Below are 16,466 nucleotides of genomic sequence, written 5' to 3'. Positions count from 1 at the left end.
CGGACTCCGTCAACCCAGCGGTTTGCCTTGCGCGTCGTAACGCGTCCAGTAGTGTTCGAGCGACTGGGTGCGCAGTGCGTTGTCGAGATAGCGCGTCTCGAACCAGCCGTCGACTTCGACAGGCTGGCGGATCAGCTTCAGCCTGAGCGCGTCGCTCGCCACGGCCTTGTAGCGCGCGACGATGAACGGATCGACGAGCGGCGAGTTGCGCGACTTCAGAGGCTGGTTGGCGAACTCTGCCTGCCACGACGCGTAGGTGACGCCGCTCTTCGCCCACAGCTTGAAGAGCGCATCGCGGTTCGCTTCGTCGGACGACCATTGCGCGCCTTTGACGAACGAATTGACCACGCGCTGCACGATGTCGGGATGCGCGCGGTCGAAGTCGTCGAGCACGAGCAGATGCGACTGTCGCGTGAATTGCGGCCCGTCCGTCTGCGATTCGTAGATGATCTTCGCGAGGCCCTGATCGCGCAGCTTGTAGAGGTGATAGTCGTTGACCGACGCGTCGATGCCCTTCGACGACAACGCCGCCAGCGAACTCGCCGAGTCGAGATTGATCACGCGCAGGTCGCGTTCGTCGAGCTGGTTCGCGGCGAGCACGTTGTCCGCGACGAGTTGCAGATTGGTGCCGCGAAAGATCGACACGCGCCGGCCTTTCAGGTCCTTCACCGACTGCACGTTCGAATCGGGCGGCACGGCGATCTTCACGCCGACGCGCACGCCCGATTCGAGCAGAATGCGCGTCTTCAGGCCATTGGCGCGGCCGAGCACGGAAGGCAGATCGCCCTGAAAAGCGAAGTCGAGCGATTTGTCGGCGATCGCTTCGTTGACAGCGGGCCCCGCGCCCTTGAAGAACAGCCATTCGACCTTGATGCCGTCGGCGGCGAATTCCTTTTCGAGCAGTTGCAATTGCTGCACCGTCGCGGCGGGCGAACCGCCGAACGTGGGCGGATCGCCCGCGCCTTGTTGCGCGACGCCGATGCGGATCACGGCGGGTTTATCGGCGTACGCCTGCGGCACGGTGAAGGCAAGTGCGGTTGCCAGCAGAACGGACTTCACGAGCGTGAAGGTGCGTCGGAATCGGTTGTCCATTGGATGAGCGAATGCAAACGGAAGAAGAGATGAAGGGCGGACGCCGAAGCAGGCGGACCGTCGCCGCGCGATGAGTGTGCGATTAGTGCGCGAGCGGTTTGCGAGCGGCGGTGAAGATCATGCGGCGCGTCAATTGCAGGCCACGCGGACCGCGATGCAATTCGAGCGCAGCGGCGAGGCGCTCGCGCAGACGCGCAACGTGCGGATCGGGCAGCGACGAGAGGAAATTGCCGAAGGAACTCGCACGGCTGAACGACAGCACGTCGTCGACGTTGTCGAATGCGTCGTCGAACTCGCGAATCTCGTTGAGCATGGGCTCGAACCCCACGGAAGCCAGCAACGTTGCCGTGCTTTCGCGCGTCAGCTTGTTCGGCGCGCCGATCTCCGCGTGCTGCGAGGCCGGGTCGTCGGCGATCAGCGCGTGCAGCACGCGATGCAGATCGTGCGGCACGTCAGCGGGCATGGTCGTGAAGCCGATCCGGCCGCCGGGCTTCAGCACGCGCCACGCTTCGCGCAACGCCTCTTGCTGGTCCGGTATCCAGTGAATCACGCTGTTCAGATAGACGACGTCGAAGTGCGCGTCGGCGATTTCCGCGAGGTTTTCCGCGCGGCCGACGCGCGCCGCGAAACGGCCTTGCGCGCGTTGCAGCGCGCGTTCGACGCGTAGCGGCAATGGATCGATGCCGAGCACTTCGCCGCGCGCGCCGACGCGCTGCGCGGCCGATTCCGTCAGGCGGCCCGTGCCGCAGCCAATGTCGAGCACGCGTTCGCCTTCGCGCAGGTCGAGCGCGTCGAGCAGTTGCAGACCGTGATTGAACTGGCGGGTGCCGAGGCGATCGTATTCGTCGGCAAGCGTGGCTGAATCGAGCTGCAGGCTGGGTGCTTTCGACATGGGAATGAGCGCAGTGGTCGTCTTTGAGCGCTCATTCTTGTCGACGCAGTACGGGACGACAAGAAAGCATTCGAGCTATGGATATGCGCTGCGATGCTTTCCTGTCACGTTCTGGTGCAAATGCGGCTGTTATCGTGAACGCGTATCTGCAAGAGTGAATAATGCGGATGCCTGATCCATCGATTCGCCGCTAACGTGGGTCAATGCGCCTCGTTCGTCAATGCCTCGCGTTCCAGTTCGCGCAGCGGAATGTGACGTACATCGCGCCCCTTGACGACGAACACGACAAATTCGGCAATGTTCTTGGCGTGATCGCCAATGCGCTCCAATGCCTTCGCGATGAACAGGTATTCGAGCGCGACCGTAATGGCGCGCGGCGCCTCGTTCATGTGCGTCGCGAGCCGCTCGACGAATGCGCGGAACACGTCGTCGATGGCCTTGTCGTCGCGCACGATTTGCGCAGCGGCGGCGGCGTCCATGCGCGCAAACGCATCGAGCACCCGATGCAGGATCGACGACGCCAGTTCACCGCACTGCTTCAGTTCGGCCAGCGAGATGGGCGGCGTTCCGCCATGTTCGTCGACGCGCCGCATGCGCTTGGAGATCTTGCGCGCTTCGTCGCCCATGCGTTCGAGGTTGGTGACGCACTTCGACATGGCCATCAATAACCGCAGATCGCGTGCGGCCGGCTGCCGCCGTGCGATCACACGGTGTATTTCTTCGTCGATTTCGATTTCGAGCGCGTTCAGTTCGCGCTCACTGGCGCGGATGTCTTCGACGAGCGCGGCGTCGTAGGCGTCGAGCAACGACAGACAGCGGGTGATTTGCCGTTCGACGACGCCGCCCATTTCCAGCAGCCTGGTCGATAGCATGTTGAGCGCGGCGTCGAACTGACTGGAAAGATGCTTGTCGGACATGATGCGCCTCCTTGCCACGCAGGCTCTATGTAACGTGATGCGGTACTGCTGCTTGCCGCCGCATCACGTCGAATTCCACGGCGCAGAAAACCGTATATATCGTTTCATGTTAACGGCGCAAAAACGCACATGCAAGCGGGGTTATACCCACGTGCAAGCTCGCGTTGCCCGTGGGCAACGGGTTGCGGAGGCAGGGAAGGGTCCGCGGCCGTCCGCAGACGGCCTGACGGTCATGACGGCATTTATTTGCCGACGGGCGGGATCGGAATCATCCCGGGGAAGACATAGGCCTGCAACATCGCGATCACGCCGATCAAGGCGGCGCCGGCAATGGAATGGAAGAACACCGTGCGGAAAATCGGCCCAAGCGCGAACGAACGCTCCTTCGGATCGTCGTAGCAAGCCGCGCAGGCGACCATGATGGACTGCGCGTCGATCATCTTGCCCATCACGCCGCCCGTCGAGTTTGTCGCCACGATCAGGATCGGGTTCAGGTTGAGCTGCTGCGCCGTGATGCGTTGCAGGCTGCCGAACAGCGCATTCGACGCCGTGTCGGAGCCCGTCAGGAACACGCCGAGCCAGCCGAGGAACGCCGCGAAGAACGGATAGAGCACGCCCGCCCCCGTGAACGCGAGGCCGAGGACGGCGTCGGTGCCCGAGTAGCGTGTGAGAAATCCCAGGCCCAGCACCTGGGCGATCACCAGCACGGGTATTTTCATCCGGCGCATGGTCTGAACGAAGGCATCTTTCCATTGCGTGGCGCTCAGCCTCAGCACGAGGCCGGACAGCACGGCTGCGACGAACACGCCCGTCCCCGCCGCCGACAGCCAGTTGATCGTGAAGCGCGCCGCTTCCGCTTTTGCGTTGGCGGCCACGACGGGCGGCATCCGCTGCACGAGGTTATGCAGCGCGGGCATATCCCAGACGGGCAGCGACAGCGTGCCTTTGAACGGCGAGCCGAGCAGCGTCGTCGAAAACGTCACGCTTGCGAACAGGTTGTTGAGCAGCTTCTTGAACTCCGGCACGCCCCACAGCGCGCAACAGGCGATCAGGATCACCCATGGCATCCAAGCATAGATCGTTTCCGCCGCCGAATACCTGTACTTCCATTCGCTGCGGTCCGTCGTGACGGATGTCGCGCTGTCGCCGGCGCGCGCGAGCGCCTCGCGTTCATCGCGCAGCAGAAAGCGCGTTTTCGGATGCCACACGAAGCGCAGGAACAAGGCCGTGCAGATCACCGAGAACACGCCGGATACGACGTCCGTCATCAGATGCAGCGCGGGGCTGCTCGACGCATAGAACTGCATCAGCGCGAACGATCCGCCCGCGCACAGCATCGCGGGCCAGACTTCGAAGACTTCTTTCCACGATCCGCCTTCCATCTTCACGAAGGTCGCGACCAGCCAGAAGGGCACGAGGACCGAGACGAACGGCAATTGATGGCCCGCCATCGCCGACAGCGTGACCTGATCGAGCTCGCTCACGGCCGCCAGCGTGACGATCGGGGTGCCGATCGCGCCCCAGGCGACGGGTGCCGTATTCGCGAGCAGATTGAGCACGGCGGACTGGAAAGGCCGGAAGCCGAGCCCGACCATCACGGCGCCCGCGATCGCGACGGGCGTGCCGAAACCCGACGTACCTTCGATGATCGCGCCGAACGAGAAGGCGATCAGCACGCATTGCAGCCGCCTGTCGAAGGAAATGTGGACGATCGACTCCTTGACGATCTCGAACTTGCCCGTCACGACGCTCATCGTGTACAGGAACATCGCGGCGAGCACGATCCAGATGATGCCGAGAAAGCCGGAAAGCGAGCCGAGCGCAAACGCGGAAACGGCGGACGCCACTGGCATCCGGAAGACCAGGCACGAGATGATGAACGCGGCGATGACGCCGAAAAACGCCGCATACGGCGCGGAGATGCCCAGATGCACGTTGCCTTGTGCATCGCGATGGCGGTGCAGCGCGATGAAGTACAGCAGCGTCAGAATCGGGATCGCGGCAACGATCGTGGAAAGGAATGCATTGCCCAACGGGTTATAGGTCTGCTGGTACATGGCTTTCCTTTTTGATCCGGGGATTCACGTTCATCCGCCGACGGGCGACCGCGCCGGAGCGGCCCTCGATCCTTACAGACTGCCGACCGATGCTTGTGGTATAGCGGGCCGGATCGTCGATTGCAAGTTTTGTGGCCGCTGCGGCGCATCTTTGCGGGTGTTGCGGACGAGAAAAGGAATGTCGATGCTGCGCGGGGCACAAAAGACAGCGCGGTGTATTGCCGCTTTAACAACGGCAATCACACCGCGCATTCAACAGACGCAACCGCTGCAGCCGCTGCAGCCGCTCAAGCCAGATCGAAGCGATCCAGATTCATCACTTTGACCCACGCTGCGACGAAGTCGCGCGTGAACTTCTCCTGCGCGTCCTCGCTCGCATAGACCTCGCTCAGCGCGCGCAACTGCGCATGCGAGCCGAAGATCAGATCGACACGCGTGCCCGTCCACTTCACTTCGCCCGTGCGGCGGTCGGCGCCTTCGAACACCTCGCGCGCGGGCGTCGTAGGCGTCCATTCCGTGCCCATGTCGAGCAGGTTGCGGAAGAAGTCGTTGGTCAGCGTTTCCGGCCGTTTCGTGAAGACACCGTGCGAATCGGCGCCCGTGTGCACGTTCAGCACGCGCAAACCGCCGATCAGCACCGTCATCTCCGGCGCCGTCAACGTCAGCAGCTGTGCCTTGTCGATCAGCAAGGCTTCCGCCGGCACGTTGTACTTGCCCTTGAGGAAGTTGCGAAAGCCGTCGGCGACCGGCTCCAGCACAGCCATGGATTGCACGTCCGTCTGTTCCTGCGATGCATCCATGCGTCCCGGCGTGAACGGCACGCTGACTATGTGCCCGGCATTTTTCGCGGCCTGTTCGATCGCCGCGCCGCCCGCCAGCACGATCAGATCGGCGAGCGAAATCTTCTTGCCGCCCGTCGCTGTGCCGTTGAACTCGCTCTGAATGCCTTCGAGCGTTTTCAGCACCTTCGCCAGCTGCTCGGGCTGATTGGCCGCCCAGTCCTTCTGCGGGGCAAGGCGGATGCGCGCGCCGTTGGCGCCGCCGCGCATGTCCGAGCCGCGGAAGGTCGACGCCGAAGCCCATGCCGTCGATACCAGCTGGGAGACGGAAAGCCCCGACGCCAGAACCTTCTGTTTCAGCGACGCAATGTCGCCGGCATCGACCAGCGGATGGTTCACGGCGGGAATCGGGTCTTGCCACAGCAGTTCTTCGGCGGGCACTTCGGGGCCGAGATAGCGGGTGCGCGGCCCCATGTCGCGGTGCGTCAGCTTGAACCAGGCGCGCGCGAAGGCGTCGGCGAACTCATCCGGGTTCTGCATGAAGCGCCGCGAAATCTTCTCGTACTCGGGGTCGAAGCGCAGCGAGAGGTCGGTGGTGAGCATCGTCGGCAGCAGCTTTTTCGATGGATCGTGGGCATGCGGGATCGTCGCCGTCGCGCCCTTGGCGACCCACTGGTTCGCGCCGGCAGGACTCTTGGTCAATTCCCATTCGTGGCCGAACAGGTTCTGGAAGAAGCCCATGCCCCACTGTGTCGGTGTGGCCGTCCACGTGACTTCCAGGCCGCTCGTGATCGTGTCGCCGCCCTTGCCGCTGCCGAAGCTGCTTTTCCAACCCAGCCCCTGGTTTTCCAGCTCGGCTGCTTCGGGTTCGGCGCCGACATTATCGGCGGGACCGGCGCCGTGCGTTTTGCCGAACGTATGGCCGCCTGCGATCAGCGCGACGGTTTCCTCGTCGTTCATCGCCATGCGCGCGAAGGTTTCGCGGATGTCGTGCGCGGCGGCGAGCGGGTCGGGATTGCCGTCCGGGCCTTCCGGGTTCACATAGATCAGACCCATCTGCACAGCGCCGAGCGGGTTCTCCAGATGCCGCCCGCTATCCGTGCGGCTGGCTTCTTCGCCGTGCAGTTCCTCGTCGGCGACGAGCACGCCTTCGTCGCTTGCGTCGCGGGGCGCGGCGCCTTTTCCGTAGCGGACGTCACCGCCCAGCCAGGTTTTTTCATTGCCCCAGTAGACGTCCTGATCCGGCTCCCACGTGTCCTCGCGACCGCCCGCGAAGCCGAAGGTCTTGAAGCCCATGGTTTCGAGCGCGACGTTGCCGGACAGGATCAGCAGATCCGCCCACGAAATTTTCTGGCCGTATTTCTGCTTGACCGGCCAGAGCAGGCGGCGGGCTTTATCGAGGCTGACGTTGTCCGGCCAGCTGTTGAGCGGCGCGAAACGCTGCTGGCCGCGGCCGCCGCCTCCGCGTCCGTCTCCCGTGCGGTAGGTGCCGGCGCTATGCCATGCCATGCGGATGAACAGCGGTCCATAGTGGCCGAAGTCGGCGGGCCACCAGTCCTGCGAATCCGTCATCAACGCCGCGAGGTCTTTCTTGACGGCGGCGAGGTCGAGGCTCCTGAACGCCTCGGCGTAGTCGAAATCCTTGTCCAGCGGATTGGACCGGCTGGAATGCTGGCTCAGCAGGTCCAGCCGAAGCTGCTTCGGCCACCAGTCGCGGTTGGTCGTTCCGCCGCCGGCGGCATGAATGAACGGGCACTTTGCGTCGTTTGACATGCGTCGTCTCCTTGGGAGGATGTCTCCACTCTACGTTTTGCGTTGGTGTCGGGCTCGCGCGACAGATCGGCCGCCCGCGCCGGTGCGTCGGCCTGCTGCGCTCACGCTTGTCGCTGCGTTGTCGCCTCATCGGTCCAGCTTCAATATATGCGACGGCGAAGGGCAACTGAATTCGTTTGCGGCAATGCCATCAATAGCTCGCCGCTATAGCGCGGGAGCGGATTCGCAGCGGCCGTGAGCGTGATCGACGGAATGCCAGCAAGAGGATTTTTCTGCAACGCGCTCGGCATTACGCCGCGCACGCTGGAGATCTTCGACGATGTGGGAATCGTTGATCGCGCAATCGAGACCGGTGTCTGGTTCGCGGGCGTTTAAAGGTGGGTCGACGGGGCGATGATGCCTGCGCGCAGCATGCATGTACCCGAGCAGGGCTTGCCGTTCATTCTCCCGCCGAAGCGTTGTTGCGGCGAAACAAAAACGCTTGCATTACACGAATAGGGGTTTATACTGACCTCTGTCTCCTCCATGTCTCCTCCTGATATGGATTCAGCCCACCGCTTGGTGGGCTTTTCTTTTTGTCCCCTCGGTATGCGCACGGCGCGTCGGCTTTTGAGTCAAGGGCCGAAGAATGTCTGGCAAAAGTGGCCGGGTGCGCGGCACTGTCCCGTTTCTGTCTGACCGGCTTGCGGTTGGTCCACTGTCGAACAACCGGCGGCAAGGCAGGCCAGCAGGCAGATCAAGCCTGCGTGTGCTCGTATGAAGAACCCCAGCATGTCGCACCTCGAAGCGCATATCGCGCGAAGCGCCGGGGCTAGCGTTTGCCGCCCGCCCCGGTTCGGCGTCCCGCCAACCCGATGTTACGCGCTCGCGGTCAAGCGCTCCGGCGTCCGATAGTCATCGAGCAGGCGCGCCTTCTTTTTCGCCGCTGCCTGGATATTGCGTTCCTTCACATGACCGAAGCCGCGAATATCGTCCGGCAGACTGGCGAGCTGGAGCGCCGCAGGCAGGCGTTCAAGATCGAGGGTCGCGCAGAACTCGTCGACCAGCGCGATGTACTCCGTAATCAGTTGCCGCTCGCCGCGCCGTTCAGCCGTCTTGCCGAATATGTCGAGCGCAGTGCCGCGCAATCCCTTCATGCGTGCGAGCACACGGAAGACGGGCAGCATCCACGGACCGAAGCTTTGCTTCTGCAAATTCCCGCGTTCATCGCGCCTGGCGAGCAACGGCGGCGCGAGATGGAAACTCAGCTTGTAATCGCGGCCCGGTTCGCCCTCGAACTGTTGGCGCAGTTTGTCCAGATAAGCGGGGTCTGCGTAAAGGCGGGCCACTTCATACTCATCCTTGTAGGCCATCAGCTTCGCCAGGCTCGTCGCCACTGCGCGCGTGAGCGGCAGTTTCGCGTTGCCGGCGATTTGCGTTTCCTTCGCGCGGATACGCTCGATTACATCGCGATAGCGCTGCGCATACGCGGCGTTCTGATACGTCGTCAACAGCGCTTCACGCGATGCAATCAGCTTGTCGAGCGATTCCGGCAATTGCATGACGATCGCCTGTTGCGCGACAGCGGCCGGCTTGAGCAGCGCCTGAACAGCCGCCTCGCCATGATGCGCGATGTAACGTCCCCAGCTGAACGCCTGCTGATTCTTCTCCACCGATACGCCATTCAGTTCGATCGCGCGCACGAGGCTCGACAGTTGCAGCGGCAGCCAGCCTTTCTGCCACGCAAACCCGAGCAGCAGCGGATTGCTGTAGATCGTGTCGCCGAGCAGCTTCAGCGCGAGCGCGTTGGCGTCGATGAACGCGCATCCTTCGCCGATGCTGTCGCGCAGTCCCGCTTCCGTCTGCGTGCCCGGGAAAGTCCACTTCGGGTTCTTGACGAATTCGGCCGTCGGCGTCGCGCCGCTGTTGATCGCGGCAACCGTCACGCCATGTTGCGTGCGGGACAGCACATCGTTCGACGCCGACACGATCGCATCGCAACCGATCACGAGCCGCGCTTCGCCCGTCGCAATGCGTGTCGCGTGCAACGCGTCGGGCGAGGACGCGACCTGCACATGGCTGAGCACGGCGCCGCCCTTTTGCGCGAGGCCCGCCATGTCGAGCACCGTGACGCCCTTGCGTTCGACATGCGCAGCCATGCCGATCAGGCCGCCAATCGTCACGACACCCGTGCCGCCCACGCCCGTCACGAGAATGCCGTACGGTCTCGCGAGCGCGGGGAGCGACGGCATCGGCAGCGTGTCGAACTCTGCGCTGACAGCGCCGCTGCCACGCGCGGCCTGGGGCTTGCGAAGCTGCGCGCCTTCAGCCGTGACGAAGCTCGGGCAAAAGCCCTTCACGCACGAAAAGTCCTTGTTACACGACGACTGGTTGATCTTGCGCTTCGTGCCGAGCGGCGTATCGAGCGGCTCGACGGACAGACAGTTCGATTGCACCGAGCAATCGCCGCAGCCTTCGCACACGGCGTCGTTGATGAACGCGCGGCGCGCCGGGTCGGGATACGCACCGCGCTTGCGGCGCCGCCGTTTCTCGGTTGCGCAAGTCTGATCGTAGATCAGCACCGTGGTGCCGGGCATGTCGCGCAGCGCGCGTTGCACGGAATCGAGTTGATCGCGATGATGGACATCCACACCCTGCGGCAACACGATGCCCGAGTGATACTTTTGCGGCTCGTCAGTGACGATGACGATGCGCTTCGCGCCCTCGGCATGGACCTGATGCGCGATCTGCGGCACGGTCAGCACGCCGTCGACGGGTTGGCCGCCCGTCATCGCGACGGCGTCGTTGTAGAGAATCTTGTAGGTGATGTTCGCGTTCGCCGCGATGGCCGCACGAACCGCGAGCAGACCCGAATGGAAGTAGGTGCCGTCGCCGAGATTGACGAACACATGCTTGTCGCCGGAGAAATGCATCTGGCCGATCCACGCCACGCCTTCGCCGCCCATCTGGCTGAAGGTTTCCGTCTTGCGGTCCATCCACATCGACATGTAGTGACAACCGATGCCCGCGAGCGCGCGCGACCCTTCGGGCACGTTAGTCGACGTGTTGTGTGGGCAGCCGGAGCAGAACCACGGCTTGCGTTCGACGGACACGCGCGGCTTCGCCGCTTCGCGTTCTTTGGCTTCGATGATCGCGACGCGCGCCAGCATCCGCGCCCGCACGTCGGCGGGCAGATCGGCGCGCGACAGACGCCGTGCCACGGCCTTCGCGATCAGCGCCGGCGACAGTTCGTAATGCGCGGGCAACAGCCAGTCGCCTCGCGGCACCGACCATTCGCCGCCTTCATTGTTGCGCTCGTCGAACTTGCCATAGATCTTTGGCCGCACGTCCTCGCGCCAGTTGTATAGCTCTTCCTTCAGCGCATATTCGAGAATCTGGCGCTTTTCTTCGACGACGAGAATCTCTTCCAGGCCAGTCGCGAACGCGCGGGCATCCTGCGCATCGAGCGGCCACACGCAGCCTACTTTCAGCACACGCAAGCCAATTTGAGCGCACGTGTCTTCATCGAGACCCAGGTCGCTGAGCGCCTGGCGCACGTCGAGATAGGCCTTGCCCGCCGTGATGATGCCGAAGCGCGGCGTCGGCGAATCGATCACGATGCGGTTCAGCTTGTTCGCGCGGATATAGGCGAGCGCCGCATACCATTTCTCGTCGAGCAGCCGCGCTTCCTGCGCAAGCGGCGCGTCCGGCCAGCGGATGTTCAGGCCGCCCTCGGGCATCGCGTAATCGGTCGGCGTGACGATTTCGACGCGATCCGGATCGAGATCGATCGACGCCGTGGATTCGATCACGTCCGTCACGCACTTCATCGCCACCCATAGGCCCGAATAGCGGCTCATCGCCCAGCCGTGCAGCCCGTAATCGAGGTATTCCTGCACGTTCGCCGGATACAGCACGGGAATGCCCGCCGCGATGAACGCGTGCTCCGACTGATGCGCAACCGACGACGACTTCGCCGCGTGATCGTCTCCGGCCAGCACGAGCACGCCGCCGCGCGCGTCGCTGCCGGCGGAGTTCGCGTGCTTGAAGACATCGCCCGTGCGGTCGACGCCGGGGCCTTTGCCGTACCACATGCCGAATACGCCGTCGCGCGTCGCGCCGGGCCACAGGTTGATCTGCTGCGTGCCCCACACGGATGTCGCGGCCAGATCCTCGTTGACGCCGGGCTGGAAGACGATGTCGTTGGCCTGCAGATGCTTTTTCGCTTTCCACAGCGACTGATCGAGCGCGCCCAGCGGCGAGCCGCGATAGCCGGAAATGAAGCCTGCCGTGTTCAGCCCGGCCTTGCGGTCGCGTGCTTTTTGCAGCATTGGAAGACGCACCAGCGCCTGCGTGCCGCTGATATACACGCGGCCTTTTTCGAGCGTGTACTTGTCCTCGAGTGTCACGGGCATTTCGGACGTGTCGGGCATGTCGGCCGCTAGATCGGCTGCGACGGCTAGATCGGGCGCATTCATGGCAGGGCTGTCTCCGGGGAATGTGATTTTTCGCCGAGTATAGGAAGCCGAATTGGCATCGTAAAATCACAAATAGACAATTCTGGTATTCGAAAATCAGATGGCGTTCGATCTCACACTCCGGCAATTGCGCTACTTCGTGGCGGCGGCGCAGACAGGCCAGTTCTCGATGGCGGCGGCCAACGAGCATGTGTCGCAATCGGCGATCACCAACGCAGTGCTCGCGCTGGAAAACGGCCTCGGCACACGGCTGTTCGAGCGGCTGCCGCAGGGCGTCACGCTGACGCCGGACGGCCAGGATTTCTACAACCACGCGCGGCGCGTGCTCGACGCCGCGCGCGATGCCGTGCACAAGCCGCCGTTTCGCTCGCACGACATGCGCGGGACCGTGCGCATCGCCGCTTCGTATACGGTGCTGGGCTATTTCCTGCCCGAACTGCTGGCACGCTTTCGCGCGACGTATCCGTTCATCGAGTTCGATCTGCGCGACATGGAGCGGGCGGATATCGAGCGCGCGGTGCTCGATGGCGATGTCGAGATCGGCATGGTGCTGCTGTCGAATGTCGAAAAGCTCAGCCGGTTCGGCAGCCAGGTGCTGATCCGCTCGCGGCGGCAATTGTGGCTCGCGCCGTCGCATCCGCTGGCGCAGATGGACGCGCCGTCGTTGAAGGACATCGCGGCGCATCCGTACATCCTGATCACGGTGGACGAGGGCGAGCAGTCGACGCTGCGCTACTGGAAGAAAAAGGGGATCGCGCCGAACATCGCGTTTCGCACCAGTTCGATGGAAGCGCTGCGCGGGTTGGTTGCGCATGGCTTCGGCGTGACGGTGCTGTCGGATATGGTGTTCCGTCCGTGGTCGCTGGAAGGCAAGCGTATCGACGCGCGTCCCATCACGGACGTCGTGCCGCAAATGGACGCGGGCATGATCTGGCCGAAGGGCGCGCAGTTGAGCGGCCCGGCGACGGCGCTACAGCAGTTTCTGATTCACGCGTGCGGCACGTGAACGTTGGCGCGCAGGCGCACAGCCTTCATGCCTTCGGCGCGACCGACGCTCCCGCGATCCCATGTCGCGCCAGCGCATCGGCGACAAACCCGGAAGCCTTCATCTCTTCGACGAACGCATGCAGCGCTGCTGCCGCGGCTTGCCCACGGCTCTTCGGCGTACCCATTGCCTGCTGGATCACCATGAACCGTTCGTCGAGCAGCCGAAGTCCGCTGGCCTTCTTCGCATCGGCTTCGAGCTGCTGCTTGACGCCCGCGGCGACTTCGAGATTCTGTTCGAGGAACGTCTGCACGACGGCCGGAGACGTCGGCGCGCGCACGATCTCCGCAGCCTTCAGTTCGCGCGTCAGGAACAGGTCATACGCGCTGCCCTTGCCGACGGCGACACGGTTGTGGGCATGATCGACATCGGCATTCGTCTTCACGGGCGAGTCGTCGCGCACGAGATAGAAACCTTCGATCAACACATACGGCGCCGTGAACGCAATCGTCTCGCCGCGCAATGGGTCGACGGCGAAGAAGCCGAAATCGGCGCGCTCCTCGCTGACCGCCTGGACCGATTTGCCCGCCGTGTCGAACACGACCAGTTCCAGTTCGACGCCGAGTTTTGCGGCGAATGCGCGCGCCAGATCGACGGATACGCCGAACGGCTCGCCCGTTTGCGGGTTCTTGTTGGCGAGAATCGGATTGCCGAGATTGATCGACGCGCGCACTTTACCCGTGGGCGTGAATGCGGCGACGACGGATGGATCGATAGTCATGGATGCTCCCGTGGCGACCGCGTTCGCGGCGGTCATAAGGAATCGGTTGAAATGAGAAGTACCTCAGGAGACCAGCAGCTTGAGTGCAAGTCCAACTACACCTGAAGCAAGCACCACGGGTATCACCCCGACCTTGAACCGGAACAGCGCAATAGCGGCCACTACACCGATTACCAATGAGGGCCATTCGAATCCGCCGTGCATGCCATGTGGCCACAATACGTGAAGCGCGAAAAAAACCGCGAGGTTTACGATAACGCCGACCACTGCGGAAGTGATGGCGGTCAGCGGCGCGGTGAATTTCAGATTGCCGTGGGTCGTTTCAATGAAAGGACCGCCGAGCAGAATGAACAGGAAAGAAGGCAAAAAAGTAAAGAACGTCACGACGATGGATGCGACGACGGCGGAAGCCAGTATGGCATCTGGGCCGAACACTGCCTTGGTCCAGCCGCCAACGAACCCGACGAAGGAAACCACCATGATGAGCGGTCCGGGCGTCGTCTCGCCGAGCGCGAGGCCGTCTATCATCTGTAATCCCGTCAGCCAGTGGTAGTTGTCGACGGCGCCTTGATACACATAGGGCAACACCGCATACGCGCCCCCGAATGTGAGCAAAGCGGCTTTCGTGAAGAACCAGGCCATTTGCGTAAGCGTTCCCGTCCAGCCGTACAGAAGCGAAAGCACGGTGATGGCCGCGAGCCAGATCAGCATGAAGACCGCTAGCACGACCGCGAACCGCTTCCAGGTGAAGAGCGCATGCTGAGGGGTGGGCGTATCGTCGTCGAGGAGCGCTGGGCCAAATGCCTTGTCGGCCGACTTGTGGCCGCCGCCGACCGCAAATCTGGACGGAGCGTACTTGCCTCCAAAATGACCCAGGATGCCGGCCGCCAGGACGATGAGCGGGAACGGCACATTGCCTACGAAGATAGCGAGGAATGACGCAGCTGCAATTGACCACAGCCACGCGTTCTTCAATGCGCGGGAGCCGATCCTGTACGCGGCGAAAACGACGATGGCCGTGACCGCCGGTTTGATGCCGTAAAGCACGCCTGCGATGGCGGGAACACTGCCGAAGGCCATGTAGACCCAGGATAGTCCTATCAGGATGAAAAGCGACGGCAGGACGAACAGGCCGCCCGCGACGACGCCACCCCAGGTCCGATGCATGAGCCACCCGATGTAGGTAGCGAGCTGCTGCGCCTCGGGGCCAGGCAACACCATGCAATAGTTCAATGCGTGCAGGAATCGCTTCTCGGAAATCCAGCGTTTCCGCTCGACCAGGTCCTGATGCATGATGGCAATCTGGCCCGCTGGCCCGCCGAAGCTGATAAAGCCGAGTTTGAGCCAATACCACAGCGCTTGATTGAAGCTAACAGCCTCGACAGCATCGATGCGCTCGTTACTCATTCCGTTGTCCTGCGCCATCTGGGTCTCTTGCACTGGATACTCCACACGCGGTAGTCATGCATGGTCAGCAAGCGGCCACGCCGCGAAAGCGCGCCACGGTCGATTCAACACACCGCGCGAGCCGTGCCTCGTGGCCGGATCGCAGCGACGAATGTTCAGGCCTATCGACCCGGCAACCCGTATCGGAACGCAGGCGGGTGCGCTCATCGCCGCCGCCTGGCGGATGTTTTCTCCTGCGCGGCAAAATGAGCGAGGAGCGAGTCGAGCATCTGGCTCATTTCGGTCAGCAACTCGTCGTCGCTCAGGCCACGCTGCTTCGCGCCCGTCATCACCGCTTCGAACCCGGCAGCTTCGGGGACTGCGATGCCGCCGACGTCGAGCGAACGAACCATGCTGGAGAGTCCCGCCATGCCCGGCTCATCCTCGATGCCGAAGCTGGCGGCCAGCACCTCGAACGTCACGCGGCCGTTGATGTGCGAGAACCTCGCGCCGTCGAAATCGAAGCCCACTGCGCCCGCTGGACATTCGTCCGGGGACGCGAGCCACAGAAACTGCGCTTCGCTATCGACGAATCGCCGGATGAGCCATGCGCTGGCGACGCGGTCCACCCAAAGCTTCTGCCTGGTTGCCCAGACCCGGCCCTGGTAGTCCGCTCGCTCGACGGGCTTTATCGTGCCTACGGCCGGATGCGGCTCACCTGGGGACAACACTGCATCGGCGGCCGCTACAAAATCCTGCCAGGCTGACTGCGCGCGAATCGATGCCTCGTTCGGAAAGAAATCGATGCCAGCAATTGCTTCGAACTCCTTCCGCGTTTTGCGCAGGAGTTTGGTGATGTCGGCAGGTGCGAGACTACCGAGTGTTTTTCGCGTCTCGGTCAGTGACCGGCGCAACGTTCCGTAGTCGTCACTCCGGTCGAACAGCTGCTGCAATTCCCGATCTTGAGCGCCGTCGCGACTGCCAAACCGCAATAAGTAAGATGTCCCACCTGCCTGAGTAATGCCTTCGCACATCTCGGCCATCTCGACGCCTGCGCGCTCGTCGTCGGGGAGCAGGTACACCCCATCGCGCAGCACCGCACACCCTTTTGTTTTCAACGCCCGCCAGTAACGCATGCGCGCGGTGGCGTTGTCCGTCGGGAGGGTGAGCACGAGAAGCAGCCAATGGGTCAAGTCGTCCATGTTACGTAGACTACCCCACTGTTACGAGCGCTACAAATATTTTCTTCGATACGCGTGTGTTGCAACCGATCCTTGCTGGACAAGGCGGTTGTTAATTGGGGATACGCAGTTTATTGCGCGTCAGTCGCGTGCATTTCGCGTCAAA

At 63.0% G+C, this 16,466-nt stretch carries 11 protein-coding genes; 2 read left to right on the top strand and 9 right to left on the bottom strand.

The window, feature by feature from the left end:
- Positions 1 to 9: 9 nt before the first annotated feature.
- From C2L66_RS38195 to katG, 5 genes are all read right to left on the bottom strand, one after another.
- On the bottom strand, positions 10 to 1,092 hold the full coding sequence (locus C2L66_RS38195) for an ABC transporter substrate-binding protein (RefSeq protein ID WP_060609376.1): 1,083 nt from the start codon (positions 1,090 to 1,092) through the stop codon (positions 10 to 12).
- An 82-nt stretch (positions 1,093 to 1,174) separates the two neighbouring features.
- Positions 1,175 to 1,984, bottom strand: coding sequence for a class I SAM-dependent methyltransferase (locus C2L66_RS38190; RefSeq protein ID WP_060609374.1), 810 nt, complete (start codon positions 1,982 to 1,984; stop codon positions 1,175 to 1,177).
- Positions 1,985 to 2,184: 200 nt separating this feature from the next.
- Positions 2,185 to 2,901, bottom strand: coding sequence for a phosphate signaling complex protein PhoU (phoU, locus tag C2L66_RS38185; RefSeq protein WP_054931289.1), 717 nt, complete (start codon positions 2,899 to 2,901; stop codon positions 2,185 to 2,187).
- A 242-nt stretch (positions 2,902 to 3,143) separates the two neighbouring features.
- Complete coding sequence (locus C2L66_RS38180; RefSeq protein WP_060609371.1) at positions 3,144 to 4,958, bottom strand: L-lactate permease; 1,815 nt, start codon at positions 4,956 to 4,958, stop codon at positions 3,144 to 3,146.
- A 287-nt stretch (positions 4,959 to 5,245) separates the two neighbouring features.
- The gene (gene katG, locus C2L66_RS38175) at positions 5,246 to 7,510 is read right to left on the bottom strand and encodes a catalase/peroxidase HPI (RefSeq protein ID WP_060609369.1); all 2,265 of its coding nucleotides are present in this window, start codon (positions 7,508 to 7,510) and stop codon (positions 5,246 to 5,248) included.
- A gap of 234 nt (positions 7,511 to 7,744) precedes the next feature.
- Between katG and C2L66_RS38170 the strand changes: the two genes are divergently transcribed.
- A complete protein-coding gene (locus tag C2L66_RS38170) occupies positions 7,745 to 7,885 on the top strand; it encodes a hypothetical protein (RefSeq protein WP_233445071.1) in 141 nt (46 codons plus the stop codon).
- A 482-nt stretch (positions 7,886 to 8,367) separates the two neighbouring features.
- Here C2L66_RS38170 and C2L66_RS38165 read toward each other — a convergent pair whose 3' ends face one another.
- The gene (locus tag C2L66_RS38165) at positions 8,368 to 11,967 is read right to left on the bottom strand and encodes an indolepyruvate ferredoxin oxidoreductase family protein (protein ID WP_054931285.1); all 3,600 of its coding nucleotides are present in this window, start codon (positions 11,965 to 11,967) and stop codon (positions 8,368 to 8,370) included.
- 100 nt (positions 11,968 to 12,067) lie between these two features.
- Between C2L66_RS38165 and C2L66_RS38160 the strand changes: the two genes are divergently transcribed.
- Entirely contained in the window at positions 12,068 to 12,973 is a 906-nt protein-coding gene (locus C2L66_RS38160) for a LysR family transcriptional regulator (RefSeq protein ID WP_060609367.1), read from the top strand.
- Between the two features lie 25 nt (positions 12,974 to 12,998).
- Here C2L66_RS38160 and C2L66_RS38155 read toward each other — a convergent pair whose 3' ends face one another.
- The 3 genes from C2L66_RS38155 to C2L66_RS38145 form a co-directional block, all read right to left on the bottom strand.
- The gene (locus tag C2L66_RS38155) at positions 12,999 to 13,733 is read right to left on the bottom strand and encodes an ABC transporter substrate-binding protein (RefSeq protein WP_054931371.1); all 735 of its coding nucleotides are present in this window, start codon (positions 13,731 to 13,733) and stop codon (positions 12,999 to 13,001) included.
- Positions 13,734 to 13,796: 63 nt separating this feature from the next.
- Complete coding sequence (gene chrA / locus C2L66_RS38150) at positions 13,797 to 15,140, bottom strand: chromate efflux transporter (protein ID WP_060610618.1); 1,344 nt, start codon at positions 15,138 to 15,140, stop codon at positions 13,797 to 13,799.
- A 203-nt stretch (positions 15,141 to 15,343) separates the two neighbouring features.
- Positions 15,344 to 16,321, bottom strand: coding sequence for a chromate resistance protein ChrB domain-containing protein (locus C2L66_RS38145; protein WP_060609364.1), 978 nt, complete (start codon positions 16,319 to 16,321; stop codon positions 15,344 to 15,346).
- Between the last annotated feature and the right edge of the window lie 145 nt (positions 16,322 to 16,466).

The organism is Paraburkholderia caribensis (genome assembly GCF_002902945.1).
Lineage (GTDB): Bacteria > Pseudomonadota > Gammaproteobacteria > Burkholderiales > Burkholderiaceae > Paraburkholderia > Paraburkholderia caribensis.
This window is presented reverse-complemented; position numbering and strand designations above follow the sequence as displayed.